This window comes from Polaribacter batillariae (assembly GCF_017498485.1).
GTDB lineage: Bacteria > Bacteroidota > Bacteroidia > Flavobacteriales > Flavobacteriaceae > Polaribacter > Polaribacter batillariae.
Window position 1 is genome coordinate 531,338 of record NZ_CP071795.1, and the last position, 18,409, is coordinate 549,746.

13 protein-coding genes are annotated in these 18,409 nt (G+C 31.7%); 7 read left to right on the top strand and 6 right to left on the bottom strand.

Annotation, left to right across the window (positions count from 1 at the left end):
- Window positions 1–116: 116 nt before the first annotated feature.
- The 4 genes from JL193_RS02465 to JL193_RS02480 all read left to right on the top strand — a co-directional run bounded on the left by JL193_RS02465 (window position 117) and on the right by JL193_RS02480 (window position 5,272).
- Window positions 117–2,321 (top strand): endonuclease MutS2, encoded by a 2,205-nt coding sequence (locus JL193_RS02465; RefSeq protein ID WP_207972327.1) that lies wholly within the window; start codon window positions 117–119, stop codon window positions 2,319–2,321.
- A 24-nt stretch (window positions 2,322–2,345) separates the two neighbouring features.
- A complete protein-coding gene (locus JL193_RS02470) occupies window positions 2,346–3,059 on the top strand; it encodes a sialate O-acetylesterase (protein WP_207972328.1) in 714 nt (237 codons plus the stop codon).
- A 107-nt stretch (window positions 3,060–3,166) separates the two neighbouring features.
- Window positions 3,167–4,249, top strand: coding sequence for an AbiTii domain-containing protein (locus JL193_RS02475; RefSeq protein ID WP_207972329.1), 1,083 nt, complete (start codon window positions 3,167–3,169; stop codon window positions 4,247–4,249).
- 168 nt (window positions 4,250–4,417) lie between these two features.
- Window positions 4,418–5,272: a CPBP family intramembrane glutamic endopeptidase gene (locus tag JL193_RS02480; protein WP_207972330.1), complete on the top strand. Its 855-nt coding sequence runs from the start codon at window positions 4,418–4,420 to the stop codon at window positions 5,270–5,272.
- A gap of 225 nt (window positions 5,273–5,497) precedes the next feature.
- Here JL193_RS02480 and guaB read toward each other — a convergent pair whose 3' ends face one another.
- Window positions 5,498–6,973: an IMP dehydrogenase gene (gene guaB / locus JL193_RS02485; RefSeq protein ID WP_207972331.1), complete on the bottom strand. Its 1,476-nt coding sequence runs from the start codon at window positions 6,971–6,973 to the stop codon at window positions 5,498–5,500.
- Window positions 6,974–7,159: 186 nt separating this feature from the next.
- Here guaB and JL193_RS02490 point away from each other — a divergent pair, with 186 nt between their 5' ends.
- From JL193_RS02490 to JL193_RS02500, 3 genes are all read left to right on the top strand, one after another.
- Window positions 7,160–8,386 (top strand): imelysin family protein, encoded by a 1,227-nt coding sequence (locus JL193_RS02490; protein WP_207972332.1) that lies wholly within the window; start codon window positions 7,160–7,162, stop codon window positions 8,384–8,386.
- A 91-nt stretch (window positions 8,387–8,477) separates the two neighbouring features.
- A complete protein-coding gene (locus JL193_RS02495) occupies window positions 8,478–9,872 on the top strand; it encodes a di-heme oxidoreductase family protein (RefSeq protein ID WP_207972333.1) in 1,395 nt (464 codons plus the stop codon).
- Window position 9,873: 1 nt separating this feature from the next.
- Window positions 9,874–10,938 carry an imelysin family protein gene (locus JL193_RS02500; RefSeq protein ID WP_207972334.1) on the top strand — a complete coding sequence of 355 codons (1,065 nt, stop codon included), beginning with the start codon at window positions 9,874–9,876 and terminating at the stop codon, window positions 10,936–10,938.
- A gap of 19 nt (window positions 10,939–10,957) precedes the next feature.
- On the opposite strand, the gene JL193_RS02505 is transcribed toward JL193_RS02500, so the two are convergent.
- The 5 genes from JL193_RS02505 to JL193_RS02525 all read right to left on the bottom strand — a co-directional run bounded on the left by JL193_RS02505 (window position 10,958) and on the right by JL193_RS02525 (window position 18,355).
- On the bottom strand, window positions 10,958–13,366 hold the full coding sequence (locus JL193_RS02505) for a TonB-dependent receptor family protein (RefSeq protein ID WP_207972335.1): 2,409 nt from the start codon (window positions 13,364–13,366) through the stop codon (window positions 10,958–10,960).
- A 1-nt stretch (window position 13,367) separates the two neighbouring features.
- Window positions 13,368–14,741: an HTTM domain-containing protein gene (locus JL193_RS02510; protein WP_207972336.1), complete on the bottom strand. Its 1,374-nt coding sequence runs from the start codon at window positions 14,739–14,741 to the stop codon at window positions 13,368–13,370.
- A gap of 66 nt (window positions 14,742–14,807) precedes the next feature.
- On the bottom strand, window positions 14,808–15,908 hold the full coding sequence (locus JL193_RS02515; RefSeq protein ID WP_207972337.1) for an imelysin family protein: 1,101 nt from the start codon (window positions 15,906–15,908) through the stop codon (window positions 14,808–14,810).
- 79 nt (window positions 15,909–15,987) lie between these two features.
- A complete protein-coding gene (locus JL193_RS02520; RefSeq protein WP_207972338.1) occupies window positions 15,988–17,175 on the bottom strand; it encodes a DUF4856 domain-containing protein in 1,188 nt (395 codons plus the stop codon).
- Between the two features lie 322 nt (window positions 17,176–17,497).
- Window positions 17,498–18,355: a hydroxymethylglutaryl-CoA lyase gene (locus JL193_RS02525; RefSeq protein WP_207972339.1), complete on the bottom strand. Its 858-nt coding sequence runs from the start codon at window positions 18,353–18,355 to the stop codon at window positions 17,498–17,500.
- Window positions 18,356–18,409: the final 54 nt, after the last annotated feature.

Consider the following 18,409-nt stretch of genomic DNA (forward strand, 5'->3'; position numbering starts at 1 on the left):
TTTTTGTGCTTTGAGTTTAAGAACCAAAATGTCTTCTTGAGCGCAGCCGAAAGGTTATTTAAATGGTTCTCGACTGCGCTCAAACGGACATATTAATATATATCAAAATTACAAATTTGAGAACAAACATTTCAGAAAAAACATTACAAGATTTAGAATTTTTAACAGTTTTGCAACACGTATCAGAGTTTTGTATTTCTGGATTGGGAAAAGAAAGAGTACGTGAAATTTTGCCTATTTCTAATAAAAAAACACTTTTTACAGAACTAAATTTAGTGGATGAATATCTAAAATCTTTTCAAAGTGAAAATAGAGTTCCAAATTATAGTTTTGATAATGTTACCGAAGATATTCACAGGCTTGCCATAGAAAACAGTTTTTTAGAGCCAGAAGCCTATTTAAAAATTGCCAATATTTCTTTAACGGTAAACGAACATATTCGGTTTTTCAAAAAATTTGAAGTTCAGTTTCCAACGTTTTTTAAATTAACACAAAAAATAGAATACAGCACTTTTATTGATGATGAAATCAAGAAAATTATAGAATTAAACGGAATCGTAAAAAATAATGCTTCTTCTACCTTAAAAGAAATTCGAAAAGATATCAATCACGTTCGTGGAAAAATCGGTCAAAGTTTTTCGAGTGCTCTAGGCAAAGCCATGGCTTCTGGATATTTAGATGATATTAAAGAAAGTGTTATTGACAACCAACGTGTGTTGGCTGTTTTGGCAATGCATCGTAAAAAAGTGGCAGGTAGTTTTTTAGGGGCTTCTAAGTCTGGAAATATTGTATATATTGCACCACAAGCAACGTTATCTTTTTCTAGAGAATATCAAAACTTATTATATGAAGAAAAACAAGAAATCGTAAAAATATTACGAAAACTCGCAGAAACCATTCGTCCTTTTATAACCTTAATTCAAGAATATTTAGAGTATGTTACACATGTAGATGCTGTGGGTGCAAAAGCGAAATATGCACAAGAAATTAATGCCTTGTTGCCCAAAATTTCGCGAGAAAAAAAGATTTTATTTAAAGATGCCTATCATCCTATTTTATGGAGAAAAAATAAAGAAAAGAATTTAAAAACCGTTCCGCAAACAATAGAACTGAACGAAAAACAACAAATTATTGTTATTTCTGGTCCCAATGCTGGTGGAAAAAGCATTACCTTAAAAACCGTTGGCTTATTACAATTAATGTTGCAAAGTGGGCTTTTAATTCCTGTAGATGAACGTAGCAAAACATATATTTTCGATACGATTTTAACAGATATTGGAGACAACCAATCTATTGAAAATCAATTGAGTACTTACAGTTATCGATTAAAAAACATGCGCTACTTTTTAAGAAAGTGTAACGAAAATACGCTGTTTTTAATTGATGAATTTGGTACAGGTTCCGATCCTGAATTAGGGGGTGCTTTGGCAGAAATATTCTTAGAAGAGTTTTACAACAAAAAAGCCTTCGGAATTATTACAACCCACTACTCTAACTTAAAAGTTTTGGCGAACGAATTAGAGAATGTTACGAACGCAAATATGCAGTTTAACGAGCGTTCATTGGAACCATTATTCAAACTTTTTATTGGGCAAGCTGGTAGTTCTTTTACTTTTGAAGTAGCTCAAAAAAACGGAATTCCTTATCGTTTAATCAACAAGGCAAAAAAGCGTGTTGAAAATGAGAAAATTCGTTTAGATAAAACCATTTCTAAACTTCAAAAAGAACGAAATAAACTTCAGAAAAATTCTGCCAGTTTAGAAAAACAAAAAACAAAAGGGCAAGAACACTTAGAGAGTTTGCAAGAAAAAGAGCAAAAAATTCAAGACAAATTATCTGGCTTTCAAGAATTGTACGACCAAAATCAAAAAATGTTATCTTTAGGTAGAAAAACAAACGAACTGCTTAACAAATACTTTCAAACAAATAACAAAAAAGAACTGAATGCCAATTTTAACAAATGGGTGGCAGACGAAAAAGTAAAATATGCTAAGAAAAAACCTTTAAAAACTACGAAAGCCCAAAAGCAAAAGGCAAAAATTGCTGAAAAGAAAATGCAGCAGGTTATTAAAAAAGTAGAAAAAGAGGTTTTAGAAAAAGTGGTAGAAGTTCGCAAAGAAAAGAAAATCGAAGAAGCTAAAATTGCCAAGGCAAAATCGGAATATGTTTATAAAATAAACGACAGAGTGCGAATTATTGACTCGAATTCTGTAGGAACCATCGATAAAATTGATAAGAAAAAAGTAACCATCAATTATGGTTTTTTTACCACAAAAACGTCGGTTGATAAATTAGAATTGGTAGAAAAAGCAAAGAAATAAACAACAAAAACCTATTTTTAGATAATGAAATTAAGCAACATTTTATTTGTGATTTTTATCTCATTTTTACTGAATTTTTGTGATAAAAAGGAAAATCAGCAACATCTATTTATTCTTTCAGGGCAATCTAATATGGCACGACTAAATCCTGATATTTCTTTTACACCAGCTCTAAAAAAGGAGTTGGGAGAACATAACGTAACTGTTGTAAAATATGCTTTAGGAACGCAACCTATAAAACGTTGGTATAAAAACTGGAAACCTTTACACGGAAAAGTTGATCCTAAAAACGGGAATTTATACGATACTTTAATGGTAAAAGTGCACAAAGCACTCAAAATTAAACATTTTAACACAGTTACTTTCATTTGGATGCAAGGCGAACGAGATGCAAGAACCAACCAAGGAAACGTGTATGAAGAAAGTTTATTGGGTTTGTACAATCAACTTTCTAGTGAATTAGGTAGAAAAGACGTAAATTTTGTGATTGGAAGACTGAGTGATTTCGATATGAAAAATGAAAGATACCCAGATTGGACACGCGTTAGAGAAGCCCAAGTAAAAGTAGCCAACTCGCAACCAAATTTCGATTGGATAAATACAGACGACTTAAATGACGGAATTATTAGAAATAATAAGGAAATAAAAAACGATTTACACATGTCTGAAAACGGTTATAAAATCATGGGAGAACGTTTTGCTGAGAAGGCTGTTTTGTTAATTAAAAAGGGAAATTAGGGGTTTTTACCTGTTGATTTTCTGGTTTAAAAATTATAACTTCGCTAACTTCTGATATAAACCATTGAAACGTTTCATATCATTATTGTTAGGCAAAATATTGACCAATGAAAGAACTTTTAGATAAATTATTAAGCGGAGAGGGAAAATTGAGCCTCTTATTACTTCAAGCAAAGGAATATGCCGAAAAAGCGAATGACGAAAAATTAACTGAATTTATCGAGAAGGAACTAAACGGTTATTCAAGTAATGAGTTACCCGAATACAGAAAAATTAAATCCGAAATTGTTGGCGATATTCAAGACGCATATGGACAATTGGTTAAAATTGAATACCCGCTAAATTTTTCGGTTTTATCCGAACATATGGGTTTTGATTTATCTACAACACACATACCTGATGGAATAGGATTTATTGAAGAAGGGCTAGCCAGTACAGATGGACAAATGGTTTTAAGACCATTGCATCACAAATTAGTAAATATGCTAAATGAAACCTTTCATCACAATAATCCTCATTTAAAATTAGTCAAAGCAGCACACAGAGTTGGAAGAGCGGGAATTCAATACATCCTAACTAAAGTAAGACAAGATTTAATCGTAGGACTTCAAAAGATTAATAGAGAACAGGAAATTGAAATTAAAGAAATTGAAGATTTTTCAAAAGATTTGTCTACCGATAAAAAATCTGTCTTTGTAACCTATGCGTGGGAAAACGAAGAACATAATGATAAAGTCATTTCATTCGTTAATTTCTTGAGAGAAAAAGGATATGATGCATCTATGGACAAAAAAGAATCCCAAGAAGAAAGTGCAACCGATTTTAACCAAATGATGCTAAATGGACTTCAAAATGCTGACAAGGTTATTGTTGTCTTATCAAAAAAATATAAAGAGCGTGCTGACGGTTTTAAAGGCGGTGTCGGTTTTGAATACAAAGTTATTTTAGAACAACTTAAGAAACATATGAACAAATTTGTTTTTGTTTCTTTCGGCACTAATGAACATAAAGACATTGCACCAGTTGGAATTGGAGGTCGAGATGTTTTAAACCTCAAAAAGGACCAAGACGAAAACAACTTCAACAACCTTTTTGCCAAACTTGAGAGCGAAAATATTATCAATTTTAGCGAAGTAAGCGAAACGAAAGTTGAAATTGTCAAGAAGGAAATAAAACCATTTAAACTGTAAAAATACTTTGCCTAACAATGGCTATAAACAATTGCTATTACAGGCTTATCCTGAAAATTCCTGCGGAATTTTCAGCTTATCGTGTACTTGCAAAAGTCCGTGCTAAAACACGCAACTGTTCATAGCCAAGACCGTTAGCGAAAATCAAAAAAAGTTTCTAACCCAAAAATGAATAGCAAACCCCTTAAACGAAATACCATAGGAAGAATATTTCTATTCATAATTGCATACTTATTTATAGTTGGCATCTTTCAACTAACTGGAGCTAAACTTGCTGGTGTTGATTATACAAATCTTGATTATAAGCAAACCTCTATACAACAACTTACAACAAGTTTTTTCGATTTAGTAGGTACTTTTTTAGTGATTTGGCTTTTTATGAAGTTTGTAGATAAAGAGAAATTTATTGAACTTGGTTTTCAAACTAAAAATAGATTCAAAGATTTTTTTTATGGAATTATCATTGGTTTCATAATTATGGTATTGGGTTATTTACTATTAATTTACTTTAAAGAAATCTTTTTCGTTAAGATAAATTTTGACATTAAAGAATTATTAATATCAATATGTTTATTTACCATTGTCGCAATTGTTGAGGAAACACTTTTTCGAGGTTATGTTTTAAAAAACTTAATGAGTTCTTTTCATAAATACATAGCTTTAATACTATCGTCCATATTATTTTCTTTGGCACATAGTTTCAACCCAAATGTTGATTTATTCTCACTATTTGTTTTGTTTTTAGCAGGAATTGTACTGGGTTTATCTTATATCTATACCAAAAATTTATGGTTTCCAATTGCAATGCACTTAAGTTGGAATTTATTTCAAACACTTCTCGGGTTTAATGTTAGCGGGCAAGACTCTTATTCTATTATTGAATTTAAAATAAACGAAGGAAATTTAGTAAATGGAGGTGCTTTTGGTTTTGAAGGTTCTTATTTATCTATAATTGCAGAAATAATAACAATCATCGGGATTGGGTATTATTATAATAGAAAAAGAATTTATAACAAAATTTAAAAACAAAAGAGGCTCTCATAAAAGTAAATTTAACTGTTATTTTGAGCATTACTAAAATCAAAATATATTTTGATTAAAAGTAGCTAACGAAGTTATCTAAAAATCTAAAATACTGAAAATCAGTAAATAAGATTTCTCCATTACAGTCGAAATGACAAAATTACAGTCGAAATGATAAATTTTAAAACTTTCGAGACTGCTTCTTACATCTATAAAAAGTAAAACCTACCTTCTACTATAATTGGGTGCTTCTTTGGTAATTGCTACATCATGAGGATGACTCTCATTAATTCCGCTTGCGGTAATTCTAACAAATTGTCCTGTTTCTTTTAAAGTTTTGATGTCTTTTGCACCACAATAGCCCATTCCTGCACGCAAACCACCAATAAATTGATGGATGCTTTCGTATAAATCTCCTTTATAAGGCACACGACCTACAATTCCTTCTGGCACTAATTTCTTAATATCTGCTTCCACATCTTGGAAATAACGATCTTTAGAACCTTGTTTCATGGCTTCTACAGACCCCATTCCTCTATAAGATTTAAATTTTCTTCCTTCATAAATAATGGTTTCTCCTGGAGATTCTTTTGTTCCTGCTAATAAAGAACCTAACATTACACAATCTGCACCAGCAGCAATTGCTTTTGGAATATCTCCTGTATAGCGAATTCCACCATCTGCAATTACTGGAACTCCACTTCCCTTAATGGCTGCAGCAACTTCTAATACTGCCGAAAATTGAGGAAAACCAACGCCAGCAACCACTCTTGTAGTACAAATAGAACCGGGTCCAATACCTACTTTTACAGCATCTGCACCAGCTTCTACTAAATATTTAGCAGCAGCAGCAGTTGCAATGTTTCCAACCACAACATCTAAATCTGGAAACTTTTCTTTTACTTGCTTTAAAACCATTACCACACCTTTTGTATGCCCATGAGCTGTATCTATAATTACTGCATCTACACCAGCATTTACCAACGCTTCTGCTCTTTCTACAGCATCACCTGTAACACCTAAAGCTGCAGCCACTCTTAATCTTCCAAAAGAATCTTTGTTTGCGATTGGTTTTTGGGTAACTTTTGTAATATCTCTAAAAGTAATTAATCCTTTTAATTTATAAGCATCATCAACAATTAAAAGCTTTTCTATTTTATAATTCTGAAGAATTTTTTCTGCATCACTTAAAGAAGTTCCTACGGCTGCAGTAACCAAGTTTTCACTGGTCATTACTTCTACAATCGGTCTATTTCCATCATGCTCGAAACGCAAATCTCTGTTGGTAACAATTCCTTTTAAAATTCCGTGGTCGTCTATAATAGGAATTCCGCCAATACTATGCTCTTTCATAAACGCTTTTGCATCAAAAACTTTGGCGGTTAAAGGTAAAGTAACTGGGTCTAAAATCATTCCGCTTTCTGCACGCTTTACTTTTCTAACTTCCAACGCTTGCTGGGCAATTGTCATGTTTTTATGTAAAACCCCAATACCACCTTCTCTTGCAATGGCAATTGCCAAAGCAGATTCTGTAACAGTATCCATAGCTGCAGAAGCAATGGGTACATTAATGGTAATATTTTTTGTAAATTTTGTTTGAATGCTTACTTCTCTTGGAAGTACTTCTGAAAAAGCAGGAACTAATAAAACGTCGTCGTACGTTAAACCTTCTCCTAAAATTTTGTTGTTGTGTGCTGTCATGTTGCAATTGTGGTATAATTGCAGGCAAATTTACAATTAATTAATGAATTCTTAGAGAATTATTTCACAACATATCTAAAATACAAAAAATTATTATTTTTAATTAATCTAAATAAGTCTTGTGTTTTTGAAAATCATTTTCTTTATTTGCACTCTATTTAAAATTAATCTAAATAAAATTTAAAAATGAAAAGTATATTTAAAACTACTTTATTGTTATGTACTGTAATTATCCTAAAAGGTTGTTCTAAGGACGATAACCCTACAAATCCTGACAATAACCTAGCTGAAAAGAAAACAGCATTTGTAGAAAACTATGCAAACATTGTTTTGGCAAGTTATGAAGATTCAGTAACAAAATTAAATGAGTTAAAAACAGCAGTAGATGCATTTGTTGCAACACCAACTGCCGCTAATTTTCAAGTAGCAAAAGATGCTTGGTTAGCTTCCAGAGAACCTTATGGACAAACGGAAGCATATCGTTTTTACGATGGCCCAATTGATGGTTCTGATGGTGAACCTGAAGGTTATATTAATGCTTGGCCTTTGGATGAGGCTTTAATAGATTATGTTGCAAGTGGAACAGGTGGACAGGATTTATCTGATAGTAGACAAAATATTGTTGGAAATACAAATCAATATCCAACTTTAACAAAAGAAGTGCTTAAAAATATCTCTGGTTATAATGAGAATGAATCAAATGTAACAATTGGTTTTCACGCAATAGAATTCTTATTATGGGGGCAAGACAATACAGCGCCTTCAGCAAAAATGAGCGGACAAAGACCTTTAACGGATTATACAACAGATGCAAATGCAACACGAAGAGGACAATATTTAAAAGTTGCTACAGAGTTGTTAATTGACGATTTAAAATCGGTTGCAGACCAATGGAAAGCTGATGCAACTTACAGAAAAGCTTTTTTAGGAATGCCTGCAGATGATGCTATTAGCATGATTCTTACAGGTGCTGCAAAATTAAGTAAAGGAGAATTAGCCGGAGAAAGAATGGCGGTTGCAGTTGAAAATCAATCGCAAGAAGACGAACACTCTTGTTTTTCTGATAATACAAATAGAGATGTATTTTTAAATGCAAAATCTATCAATAATATTATTAACGGAACTTATACAAGAATAGACGGAACAACTATTTCTGGGACTTCTTTATTGGATGTTTTAGCATTAATAAACACAAACGAATCTACAGATTTAGCTACGGCTACAAGCGAAGTAATGACGAAAGTTACGGCTATTTCTGATGCTGAATATTTCGATTTTTTAATTATTGGAGAAACGTTAGATAATTTTAACAAACCAGTAATGGCTGCTGTTTTATCTTTAAGAAAGCAAGGCGATTTATTAGCACAATCTGGAAAAACAATTACAGGAAAAACAATTGATCCAAGTGTTTAAAATTATCCTGAAAAAATATCATATTTTATTTAACCAAACTATCTTTATTCGCAAAGATAGTTTGGTTTTTTGCATTCAAACTATTTTATAAATGAAACATTTACCTCTTTTGTTTGGTTTAATTTTAATTATTTCTTGTAGTAAAAAAGAAACTTATATTTCTATTGGAAATTATGAAGAAGGAGAAGAATTATCCGCAGGAAAACTAACCACAACCCTTTTAGGTTCTAATGCTTTTGACCAAGCAGTACCAGGTTTGCCTACGAATACAGATTTGCTTTTTTTCGTTGGAAATTCTCTTTTTAGACAAAATTGGGTGAGCGCGCCCTCTTCAACAACCGTCAGAGATGGTTTGGGACCCACGTTTAACGCCAGGTCTTGTAGTTCTTGCCACAATAAAGATGGTAGAGGAATGCCTTTGGAAGTCGGACAAGAATTTTCTGCAGGTTTTTTAATGAGAATTAGCGAACATGGAAAAAATGCGGTTGGTGGGCCCAAAAATGTAACAAATTATGGAGATCAAATACAAGAGCACGCAAATTTAGGAGTGTCGTATGAGGCAAAAGTAGGTGTAAAATTTAACACGATTTCTGGCACTTTTAGCGATGGTGAAAAATATGAGTTAAGAAAACCAATTTATACCATTTCTGATGAACAATTTGGTTCGCTTCAAAATGTATTAACGTCTCCAAGAGTTGGGCAACAAGTTATTGGTTTAGGTTTAATTGATGCTTTATCTAAGGAAGCTATTCTTGCCAATGAAGACGAAATGGACACAAATAACGACGGTATTTCTGGAAAAGCAAATTACGTTTGGGACTTTTCCGCAAAAAAAACGGTATTAGGCAAATTTGGCTGGAAAGCGAATCAACCTACTTTACGTCAGCAAGTTGCTGCTGCTTTTAGTGGAGATATGGGGTTAACCACTTCTATATTTCCTGATAAAAATTGTCCTTCTCCACAAAAAGATTGTTTGGATGCAGAAAATGGTGGAACTCCAGAGGTTACAGATAATTCTTTGGATAATATAATGATTTACTCCTCCTCGCTTTCTGTACCTATTCGAAGAAATTACAATACTGAAGAAGTGTTAAAAGGAAAACAAATATTTAGAGATTTAAAATGTACAAGTTGCCATACAGAAGTATTTACAACTTCTAATAATTATCCTTTTAATCCTATTTTGCAAAACGTTACGATTAGACCTTTTTCTGATTTTCTTTTACACGATATGGGCGAAGATTTAGCAGATAACAGACCCGATTTTTTGGCTTCTGGTAAAGAATGGAGAACACAACCTTTATGGGGAATTGGAATGATTCAGGAAGTAAACAGTCATACATTCCTTTTACACGATGGACGCGCAAGAAACATTCAAGAGGCTATTCTTTGGCATGGTGGAGAGGCCGAAAATGCAAAAAACAACTACAAAAAATTAACAAAAGAAGACAGAACAAATGTGCTGGCTTTTATTAACTCTCTTTAAAATGATAAAAAAAACAGTAATTTTAATCGCAATTTTCTACGCTGTAATTGCTTGTAGTAAAGATGAAATTTCAGAAAAAGCTGCCTTTGATATTCAAAAATATCAAACAGAATTTGTAAATAATACAATAACCCCTGCCAATGAGGAATTTGTTTTAAATTCAGAGAAACTAAACGAGGCTATTTTAAAATTTTCAACAAACGTAAATGAACAAAATTTATTAACGCTAAAAACTGCTTGGAAAAATGCCGCTTTATCCTATTCTAAAACCGAAGTTGGTAATTTCGGAAACATTAAAAACACTGGAATACATTTGGCAATTTATAGTTGGAGTGCAAACGAAATAGGTATTGAAGATTTTATAACTTCAACTCGTGTAATTTCTGAAAATTCCATAAATAGTTTACCGACAAAAACAAGAGGTTTAAGCGCTATTGAATATTTAATTTTTGAGGAAAATGCAACAGAAACAATTACCGCTTTTTCCGATCAAAGGCGTTTAGATTACCTAATTTATTTAGGAGAAAATTTATTAAAAAAAGCAAATTCATTAAAAGATCAGTGGCAAACATATAGCCCTATTTTTATAAAAAACACAGCCTCTGGGCTAAATGGAAGTATAAATATGACCGTTAACCAAATGAATGTTTTATTAGAAAATATAAGACGTTTTAAGATTGGAGAACCTTCTGGTTTAGAGAATTCTACGACTATAAACACCAATTTACTTCAAGCAGATAAAAGTGGAATTTCTTTAGATATCATTGAAAAAAATATCGAATCGTTAAAAGCTACCTATTTTGGAAACACCTATGGTTTAGACGATTATGTAAGCCTAATTTCTAATAAAGATGATATAAATACGGCTATAAAAAATCAATTTTTAGCCATTGAAAATGATATTTCTTCATTCGCTAATTCTTCGCTTAAAGAAGTTATAAATGCTAAGAATTTAAAAGTAAATAACTTATATCAACACATTAAAGAATTAATTGTATTGATAAAAGTGGATGTAGCCAGTACTTTGTCTATCACTGTAACATTTACAGATAATGATGGCGATTAGCATTACTACAGCATAAAAACTAAAACTTAACTTCTAAAGTTACATAATAATTTCTTGGTGCAGATGGTATAATTCCTGGACCAGGATAGCCAGTTGCTCTTCTTGTAAAATAGGCATTGTTTAACAAGTTATTTACCCCGGTTTCTAATTTTAAGAAACGGTATTTATAAGACAAAGAAAGGTCTAAAATATCGTAGGCAGGTATTTCTCCTGTTACACCACTAATACTACCACCTTTGGCATTGGTGGCATCAGAAAATTGACTTGATAGATATGAATATTGAATGCTAGACAAGAAATTCTTGTACCCAAAACGAACTCCTGTTTTTAAATTTACATTCGGTATAAATTCTACTTGATTGCCTGTTACACCATTTTTCTCGGATTTTGTATATTCTGAAGTAATAAAAGAAGAATTGATAAAATAGTTTAAGATATAATCTTGATTCATTCCGAAGATTTTCTTCATATTAAAATCAATTAAACTCTCTACTCCTAAAATTCTGGCATCACCAATATTGTCTCTTTCCGCCTTTCCATCCGAACGTGTGTAAATGTTAATTCTATCGTTATAAAACAACCCAAAAACGTTGGCGTCGTAAGAAAAATAATTTTTATAATTTCCGCGTAAACCTGCATCTACAGTAAACCCTTTTTCGTCTGTTATGTCTGGTGAAATTTCAAACGCAGGGTTTGCAGTACTAATATCAGAAAATGTTACAGAACGATAATTTTGAGAAATATTTCCATACAATTCTAGAGATGTATTTAATTTATAACTTATTCCCACACCAAAAAGGAAAAAATTTCTTTCGTTGGTTTCTTCTTCGTCTCTTAAATTCTCGTTGATTACATTTCCTGCAGCATCTGTAACAATGTCTTTTATAATTTCGTCTCTTTGAGTATTTATGTATTCGAATCTAAACCCAGGAGTAATCGATAACTTATTGTTCATATAAAAAATATTTTCTCCAAATAAAGACACATTTAAATTTGGAAAAATACTGTTAGATTGTCTTGGGTAATTTGGATATTGATCTAATTTTATAGAAAAATCGGCATCAGAACCATTAGAACCTGGTCCTTGCATATTCGTGTTTTCTGCCTTATAAAATTTTGAACCGATTAAAAAAGTTCCTTTTTTATCAAAAATTCTATATTTATGTACCAATCTAGATTCGAAACCAAAATTTTTAAAGATTCCTTTAATTAAATCTCTTTCATTACCAGGGTCTATTTGGCTGACTCTGTTGGTTCGAAACCCTAAAGCATCTCTTGAAGCATTTAACCCAAAAAAATTGAATGAAAAATTCGTTTTTTCGCTAAATTTATGTGCCCATTTTAAATGATACAACAACCAATTTACCTGAAACCAGTTTCTTTCTCGGTTACTTTGGTACGGATTTTCTTTAAACATTTGATCTGTTAAACCTCCTGCTTGTTGCGCCAAATAATCTAAATAGGTGATTTCTGCTGAAAAAACATTTTTTTCGTCGTGTTTATACTCTAAATGTGCAAAAGCGTTTTTAGAACTGAAGTTAGAGTTGGGTCTAAATCCATCTCCTTTTTTATAATTGTAATAAGAATAGTAAGAAAATTTACCTTTTGTACCACTTATACTCGTAAAATTGGTGTACAAACCATAACTTCCTGCAGTATTTCTGGTAATTACTTCAAAAGATTTATTTCTATTGGGCTTCTTGGTAACAAAATTTACAAGTCCACCAAATTGCGTTCCATATTGCAAAGAAGCTGCACCTCTAATTACCTGAATTTCGCCTAAACCTTCTGCTGCAGGCGTATAATAACTTTCTGGATACCCTAAAACGTCTGCACTAATATCATACCCATTTTGTCGGGTATTAAAATTGGCAGTTCTATTGGGATCTAAACCTCGACCACCAATGTTTAGTTGTAAGCCTGCATCATCATTTTGATAAATATTTAAACCTGCAATTTGGTTGAAAATTTGACGTGCATTGTTAGAGGCTAAATTTGCTGTAGATTGGTTTACCAAAATAACTTCGGTTTTTTTTCCTGCGTAAATCGAAGTTCCTACAACATCTTTTAAACGTTTTAATTCAAACACTTTTTCTTTTCTCGCTCTGATTTGAATTTCGGATAATTCTTCTGAAAAAGATTCTAACACCACTTCTACATTTGCATAATTTTCTGATGCTAAATACACGTTTTTTAAACGATAATTTTCTACATAAAATATCAAAGAAATTTCTTGTGCTTCTGTCGTAAAAGAGAATTTTCCTAAAATTCCTGTTTGTGCCAATAAAACACCTGTTTCGTTATAAATTTCGACCTTATTAATAGGTTTTTTTTCTTCTGAAACTACGGTTCCTGTAACTTTGTACTGACTGAATCCCAACCATTGAAATCCTAAGAAAAATGCCAAAACTATCTTGTTTTTTATCATTTTAAATTCCTTTTATTTTTATTTCTGATGTAAATGGCAACACCCATTTTTTATGTTTAAACGATTGTTTTTGCTGATATAAATCAACCTTAGAGTTGATGTATTTTGTACTCATTCTTCCATTTAAAGCTACATAACTTTCCACGAAAACTCCTACATTTTCATGGCCTTGTTTTGTAAAATGGTCTCCTAAATAATGTGCATATTCCAAGATAAAATCTGGCTGAAAACTCATTTGTTTTTCTTGAAAAGACGTTAAAAAATCTGTATTATCGACCATAAAAGAACTTCCTGTTTTTAGATTTACGATTTTAAAATTAGAGCTTCCCGCTTTTTCCATTAACATTACGCGCCAAGAAAAACGATACCCTTCTTCCGTCCAAAATAATTCTCCAGGATATAATAAATAACGCCAAGGAATTAGTATTTGTAGCAGTAAAAATGTACCGATAAATAGTAAAATTCCTTTTCTTTTTGCTTTTGGAAAATGATATTCTTTAAAATCTTGCACAACCGTTTTCGTTTTTAAAATATATTTACGAATAAAGTTGATGATTTTTTCATGCAAACGAGCATCAAAAAAGACTAAGGTAGAAACAATCATAATAAAAGGGAACATACCTATGGGAAACAATACTCTTGTAAAAATATGGAAAAATACCACCATACAAAAAGCAAACAAACGTGTTTTTTTGTACAATAATAAAAACGGAATTGCCAAATCGTATAACATTCCAGCCCAACTCATCGCATAGAAAAACCAATCTTGTTGCATGATAGTTTCTCCTATAAAAGGTAAATCGTATTCAGAGGGCAACCAAATTTTTAAGGGCATTGCTCTAAACAACCAATCGGAATTTACTTTCGCCAATCCCGCATAAAAATATACAATTCCTAAAAGTATTTTAACACTATCTATTGTCCATTTTGGTACATAACTAAACTGTTTTTTCTTTTGATAAGCATCTACCGAAAAAAAGACATTTGCAGGTAAAAAAATTAATAAAAAACTTAAAAGACTTATAAAATAATAGTGATTTAGGTAGGTCGTTTTATCCATTAATTCTATATACGTAAAGGATAGAAAAAAAGTGATGATTGCCAAGCGATATTTATAGCCAATAGCAACAAAAAGAGCAGAAATTCCGCAAACTAAAAAAAGAAGATAGGTGTAATTGCCCAAAGGTTTTACCCATTCGAAACCGAAATAAGAAAAATGAAATTTTGGCTGTAGGTATAGCTTTTCAATCCAACCATTTGCCCAAAAACGGATGATGCTTATAAACATCATTAGCCCAAAAAATAATCTAAAAACAGCTAAAGGTGCTGCTTTTGTTTGAGTTTTAATAGAATATGTAAAGTATTTTTCTTTCATAAAAAAATACCTGAAAACTATTTACTTTTAAACAGTTTTCAGGTAGTTTTAAATTATATTTGTTTATTAATCTCCATCTGCATCCACATAATCTACATTAATATTAAATGTTTGTAACATATCTACTTTCAACAAAACAACATTTTTTTGTAATTCGTCATAAGACTTTAAAACTGGAGTAACATCCGTTTCAATTTGAATTGAAAAACTATTGTTCAGTTGATTAACAGCTGTTTTTGCTTTGGTAAATTGACTAGAAATTGCGTTTCCAATATCTGTTCTTTCTAAACTTTTTAAATAGTTTTTGAAACTAATTCCTTTAGAGGTTTTATTGTAATGTGTTCCTTCAAAAAGATTTGTAACAGCTTTTAAAGCTTCTAACGCCAACTCTTTAGAAGCATTATTTTTATAGAAAGCTTCTACTTTTTCTGGCAATGGATTTGCAGAAAACTGCCCTGCTGGAATACCAAATTTGTTGGCTCTTAAACCTTTTTCGTAGTAAAAAATATAATCGTTTACTAATTTATTAAAAAAACTTGTTGTAGTATTGGAAGTACTATTTACAAATGCTGCTTTGTTGGCTTTAAAATCGGCAACCACTTGCTGGGTAAGTGAGCTCATCTGGTTTAAAACATCTGTAACATATTTTTTATAATTATCGTTATTGGTAGCAGTTGTGTATTTTTCTAAAATTGCTGCATCTGTAGAACCAATTCCATATAATAAATAATCTAGTGCAGGGAAACCTTGCGCATCGTGATTGTTAACGCTGTTTAAATCGTAATTTCCAGTAGAAATATTCGCTTCAATATCTGCAACTGTTATTGGATAGATGTTCATAAAAAAATAGTACCCTATTTCTTCTGCCTTGCCAATATTAAACATTTCTAAGTGTTGCCACACTTTGTAGGCAGTAAACCAAGAAGTTCTTAAAGCCTCTAAATTTGCTTGATTTGGAGTAGTTGTAAATGTTTCTCCAGCCGTTTTTAGGTCTGTTAACTTCGTACTAAAATCAGTATATGCAGGAATAATTATATTGTCTGCAATGTTTTTTAACATCTCTGACCTGTTAAAATTATCTTCTATTTTTGGTTCGTTTTCTGCAGAAGAAGAACAGGCGTAAACAATGGCAATTAAAAAGGCAAATGGTAAAAGTTTCTTGAACATCTTATTTCTATTTATTCTAAATAAAGATACAAAAGTACTAAAAAACAGTTAAAATAACCGTTTTTTAGTACTTATAATTTTAGTTTGCGACATCTGCTACTTTAAAACCAAATTTAGAAGCAATTTGTGTTGAAATTAGGTCTAAAGTTTCGTTTGTTACATCCCAAAAACCATTATCTTTTAACAAGGTGTTCATAAAATTATCTACTTCGGTTTTCGTAAAGTATGCTTCCGTTGAGTTTGGTTTTCTTGTAAATTGTAGGCTATACACAAACCCAATAGCTTCTGAAAGGGCGTGAAAAGCTGCTGCCTTGTCTGTAGGTAACTTTATTTTTCCTTGTTGAAAATAATAAACTGCTCTAACCGCTAAAACTTTAGAAATCTTCTCTCTTAAAATTTCTACTTGTGTGTCTCTGGTGTTGTAATCTTTAGCAACAATTGCTGCTCTTCCTAATTTAAATGCATTGTAAATTTCTGTTGCAATTCCAGCAAAGTTGGCATTTTTATTTACTTGCCCTACATATTCATTTAAGAACTTATCTGCTTTTAATGTTGGTGCTGTAATGTCTGCTTCGTTTCCGTATAAATAACCAAAAGCTTCATCCCATTTGTGTTCCATGGTTGTGTAGTTTTTATCGGTTTCTGTAACATTTCCGTTATTATTTGAAACATTTGTTCCTTCATCTAAAACTGCTTTACTTAAATAATTGTTTAAGATTTGATCGACCATTAAACCACCAATTAAACTCTTTGCTATTAATTGATTGTACTCTACTCCTTTTCCATTTACATAACGTGTAGAACCTCCTCCTGCTTGCTGAATATTACCAGCAACACCCGCAGCAGCGTCTGTATTCCAATTAGGAAAAACTTCTGTTACTTGTGCAGCAATCCAACCATCGAATTGATTTTTAATCGCTGTTGCATCTGTAGAATTTGTCGAGAAAAAATCTCTTGAAGCAGCCACTTTACTGCGTATATTTTTTGAAGAGGCATTTAAATCGGCATCAGAAAAATCTGCATTTCCAGCAGTATGCGCAAATTTTGCATCTAAAGTAGCTTCTGTTTCCGAAGTGTTTTTTAGAGCAGAAATAAACTCGCCCGCCATTTTTATTCTGGTGGTTTGTCCGTTAAAATCTACTGTAGATTCGCCATTTCTTTCGAAACTATAGGTTGCAGGAGCTACCGTTTTTGGTAAATCGTTATTACGTTTATTGCACGAAACTAAGGTTGCAATTACAGCTAAAGATACTAGTACTTTTTTCATTTTCTTATTTGGATTAATTATAAATAATATTCTATTTTTTGGCAAATATAAAACACAATTTGAGTTTTACAAAGTTTATTTAGAATAAATTAAAATAAGAAAGTAAAAATAAATCTAACATATTGATAATCAGAAATAAAATTTATTGTTTTTTTAGGTGTTCTATCTTGTCGTTTGTGATATTGTTTATTATTTAAGAATAAACCTTAATTATAAAAATTTTAAGGAGTGACTAAATGATTCTGTTTTTTATCAGAAAGAAAATAGATTTCGACTTTAGTTTACCTTTAGTAAGAGAGAAAGCGCAACAAGATATTTTTTTTTAAATAAAAACCTCCAAAGCCTTGTTATAAGCGCTTTCGAAACTCATTGGTTTTATATTGGTATCTGCTTTTTGAGCCGTAAAATAACTAATCAATTTTTCGGTTGGCATGTTTCCTGTTAACTCGTCTTTTGCCATTGGGCAACCTCCATAACCTTTAATTGCTCCATCAAATCTGTTGCAACCTGCTTTAAAAGCGGCATCTACTTTTTCGTGCCATTTGTTTGGTGTCGTGTGTAAATGTGCACCAAACTCTATTTGTGGGTATTGTGGAATTAAGTTTGAGAATAAATACTCAATTACTTTTGGTGTAGAACTTCCAACAGTGTCTGAAAGTGATAATATTTTTACGCCCATTTTGGCTAATTTCTCTGTCCAATCTCCTACAATTTCTACATTCCAAGGATCTCCATAAGGGTTTCCAAACCCCATAGATAAATACGCAACTACTTCTTTGTTTGTTTTGTATGCAATGGTTAAAATTTCGTCTAAAGTGTTTATAGATTCTGCAATGGTTTTGTGTGTATTTCGCATTTGAAAATTCTCGGAAATAGAAAAAGGATAACCTAAATAATCGATTTCTCCGAATTTTGAAGCATCCTCTGCTCCTCTTACATTTGCAATAATTGCCAATAATTTACTATTGGTTTTAGACAAATCTAATTTCGATAAAACTGCGGCTGTATCTCGCATTTGCGGAATCGCTTTTGGAGAAACAAAACTACCAAAATCAATCGTATCGAACCCAACTTTTAAAAGTGAATTGATGTACAACGCTTTTTTTTCTGTCGCAATAAAATGAGATTTTATGCCTTGCATCGCATCTCGTGGGCATTCTATAATTTTAACTTTTTTCATTAATTCAAATATACAGAAACTACTGTAGTTCTAAAATTTTTACTGAAATTATTA

Excerpts from the sequence above, each read along its gene's own strand:
- JL193_RS02480 (WP_207972330.1), top strand. The coding sequence starts at position 4,418 with ATGAATAGCAAACCCCTTAAACGAAATACCATAGGAAGAATATTTCTA.
- JL193_RS02475 (WP_207972329.1), top strand. The coding sequence starts at position 3,167 with ATGAAAGAACTTTTAGATAAATTATTAAGCGGAGAGGGAAAATTGAGC.
- JL193_RS02495 (WP_207972333.1), top strand. The coding sequence starts at position 8,478 with ATGAAACATTTACCTCTTTTGTTTGGTTTAATTTTAATTATTTCTTGT.
- JL193_RS02515 (WP_207972337.1), bottom strand. The coding sequence starts at position 15,908 with ATGTTCAAGAAACTTTTACCATTTGCCTTTTTAATTGCCATTGTTTAC.
- guaB (WP_207972331.1), bottom strand. The coding sequence starts at position 6,973 with ATGACAGCACACAACAACAAAATTTTAGGAGAAGGTTTAACGTACGAC.
- JL193_RS02470 (WP_207972328.1), top strand. The coding sequence starts at position 2,346 with ATGAAATTAAGCAACATTTTATTTGTGATTTTTATCTCATTTTTACTG.
- JL193_RS02505 (WP_207972335.1), bottom strand. The coding sequence starts at position 13,366 with ATGATAAAAAACAAGATAGTTTTGGCATTTTTCTTAGGATTTCAATGG.
- JL193_RS02525 (WP_207972339.1), bottom strand. The coding sequence starts at position 18,355 with ATGAAAAAAGTTAAAATTATAGAATGCCCACGAGATGCGATGCAAGGC.
- JL193_RS02500 (WP_207972334.1), top strand. The coding sequence starts at position 9,874 with ATGATAAAAAAAACAGTAATTTTAATCGCAATTTTCTACGCTGTAATT.
- JL193_RS02510 (WP_207972336.1), bottom strand. The coding sequence starts at position 14,741 with ATGAAAGAAAAATACTTTACATATTCTATTAAAACTCAAACAAAAGCA.
- JL193_RS02520 (WP_207972338.1), bottom strand. The coding sequence starts at position 17,175 with ATGAAAAAAGTACTAGTATCTTTAGCTGTAATTGCAACCTTAGTTTCG.
- JL193_RS02490 (WP_207972332.1), top strand. The coding sequence starts at position 7,160 with ATGAAAAGTATATTTAAAACTACTTTATTGTTATGTACTGTAATTATC.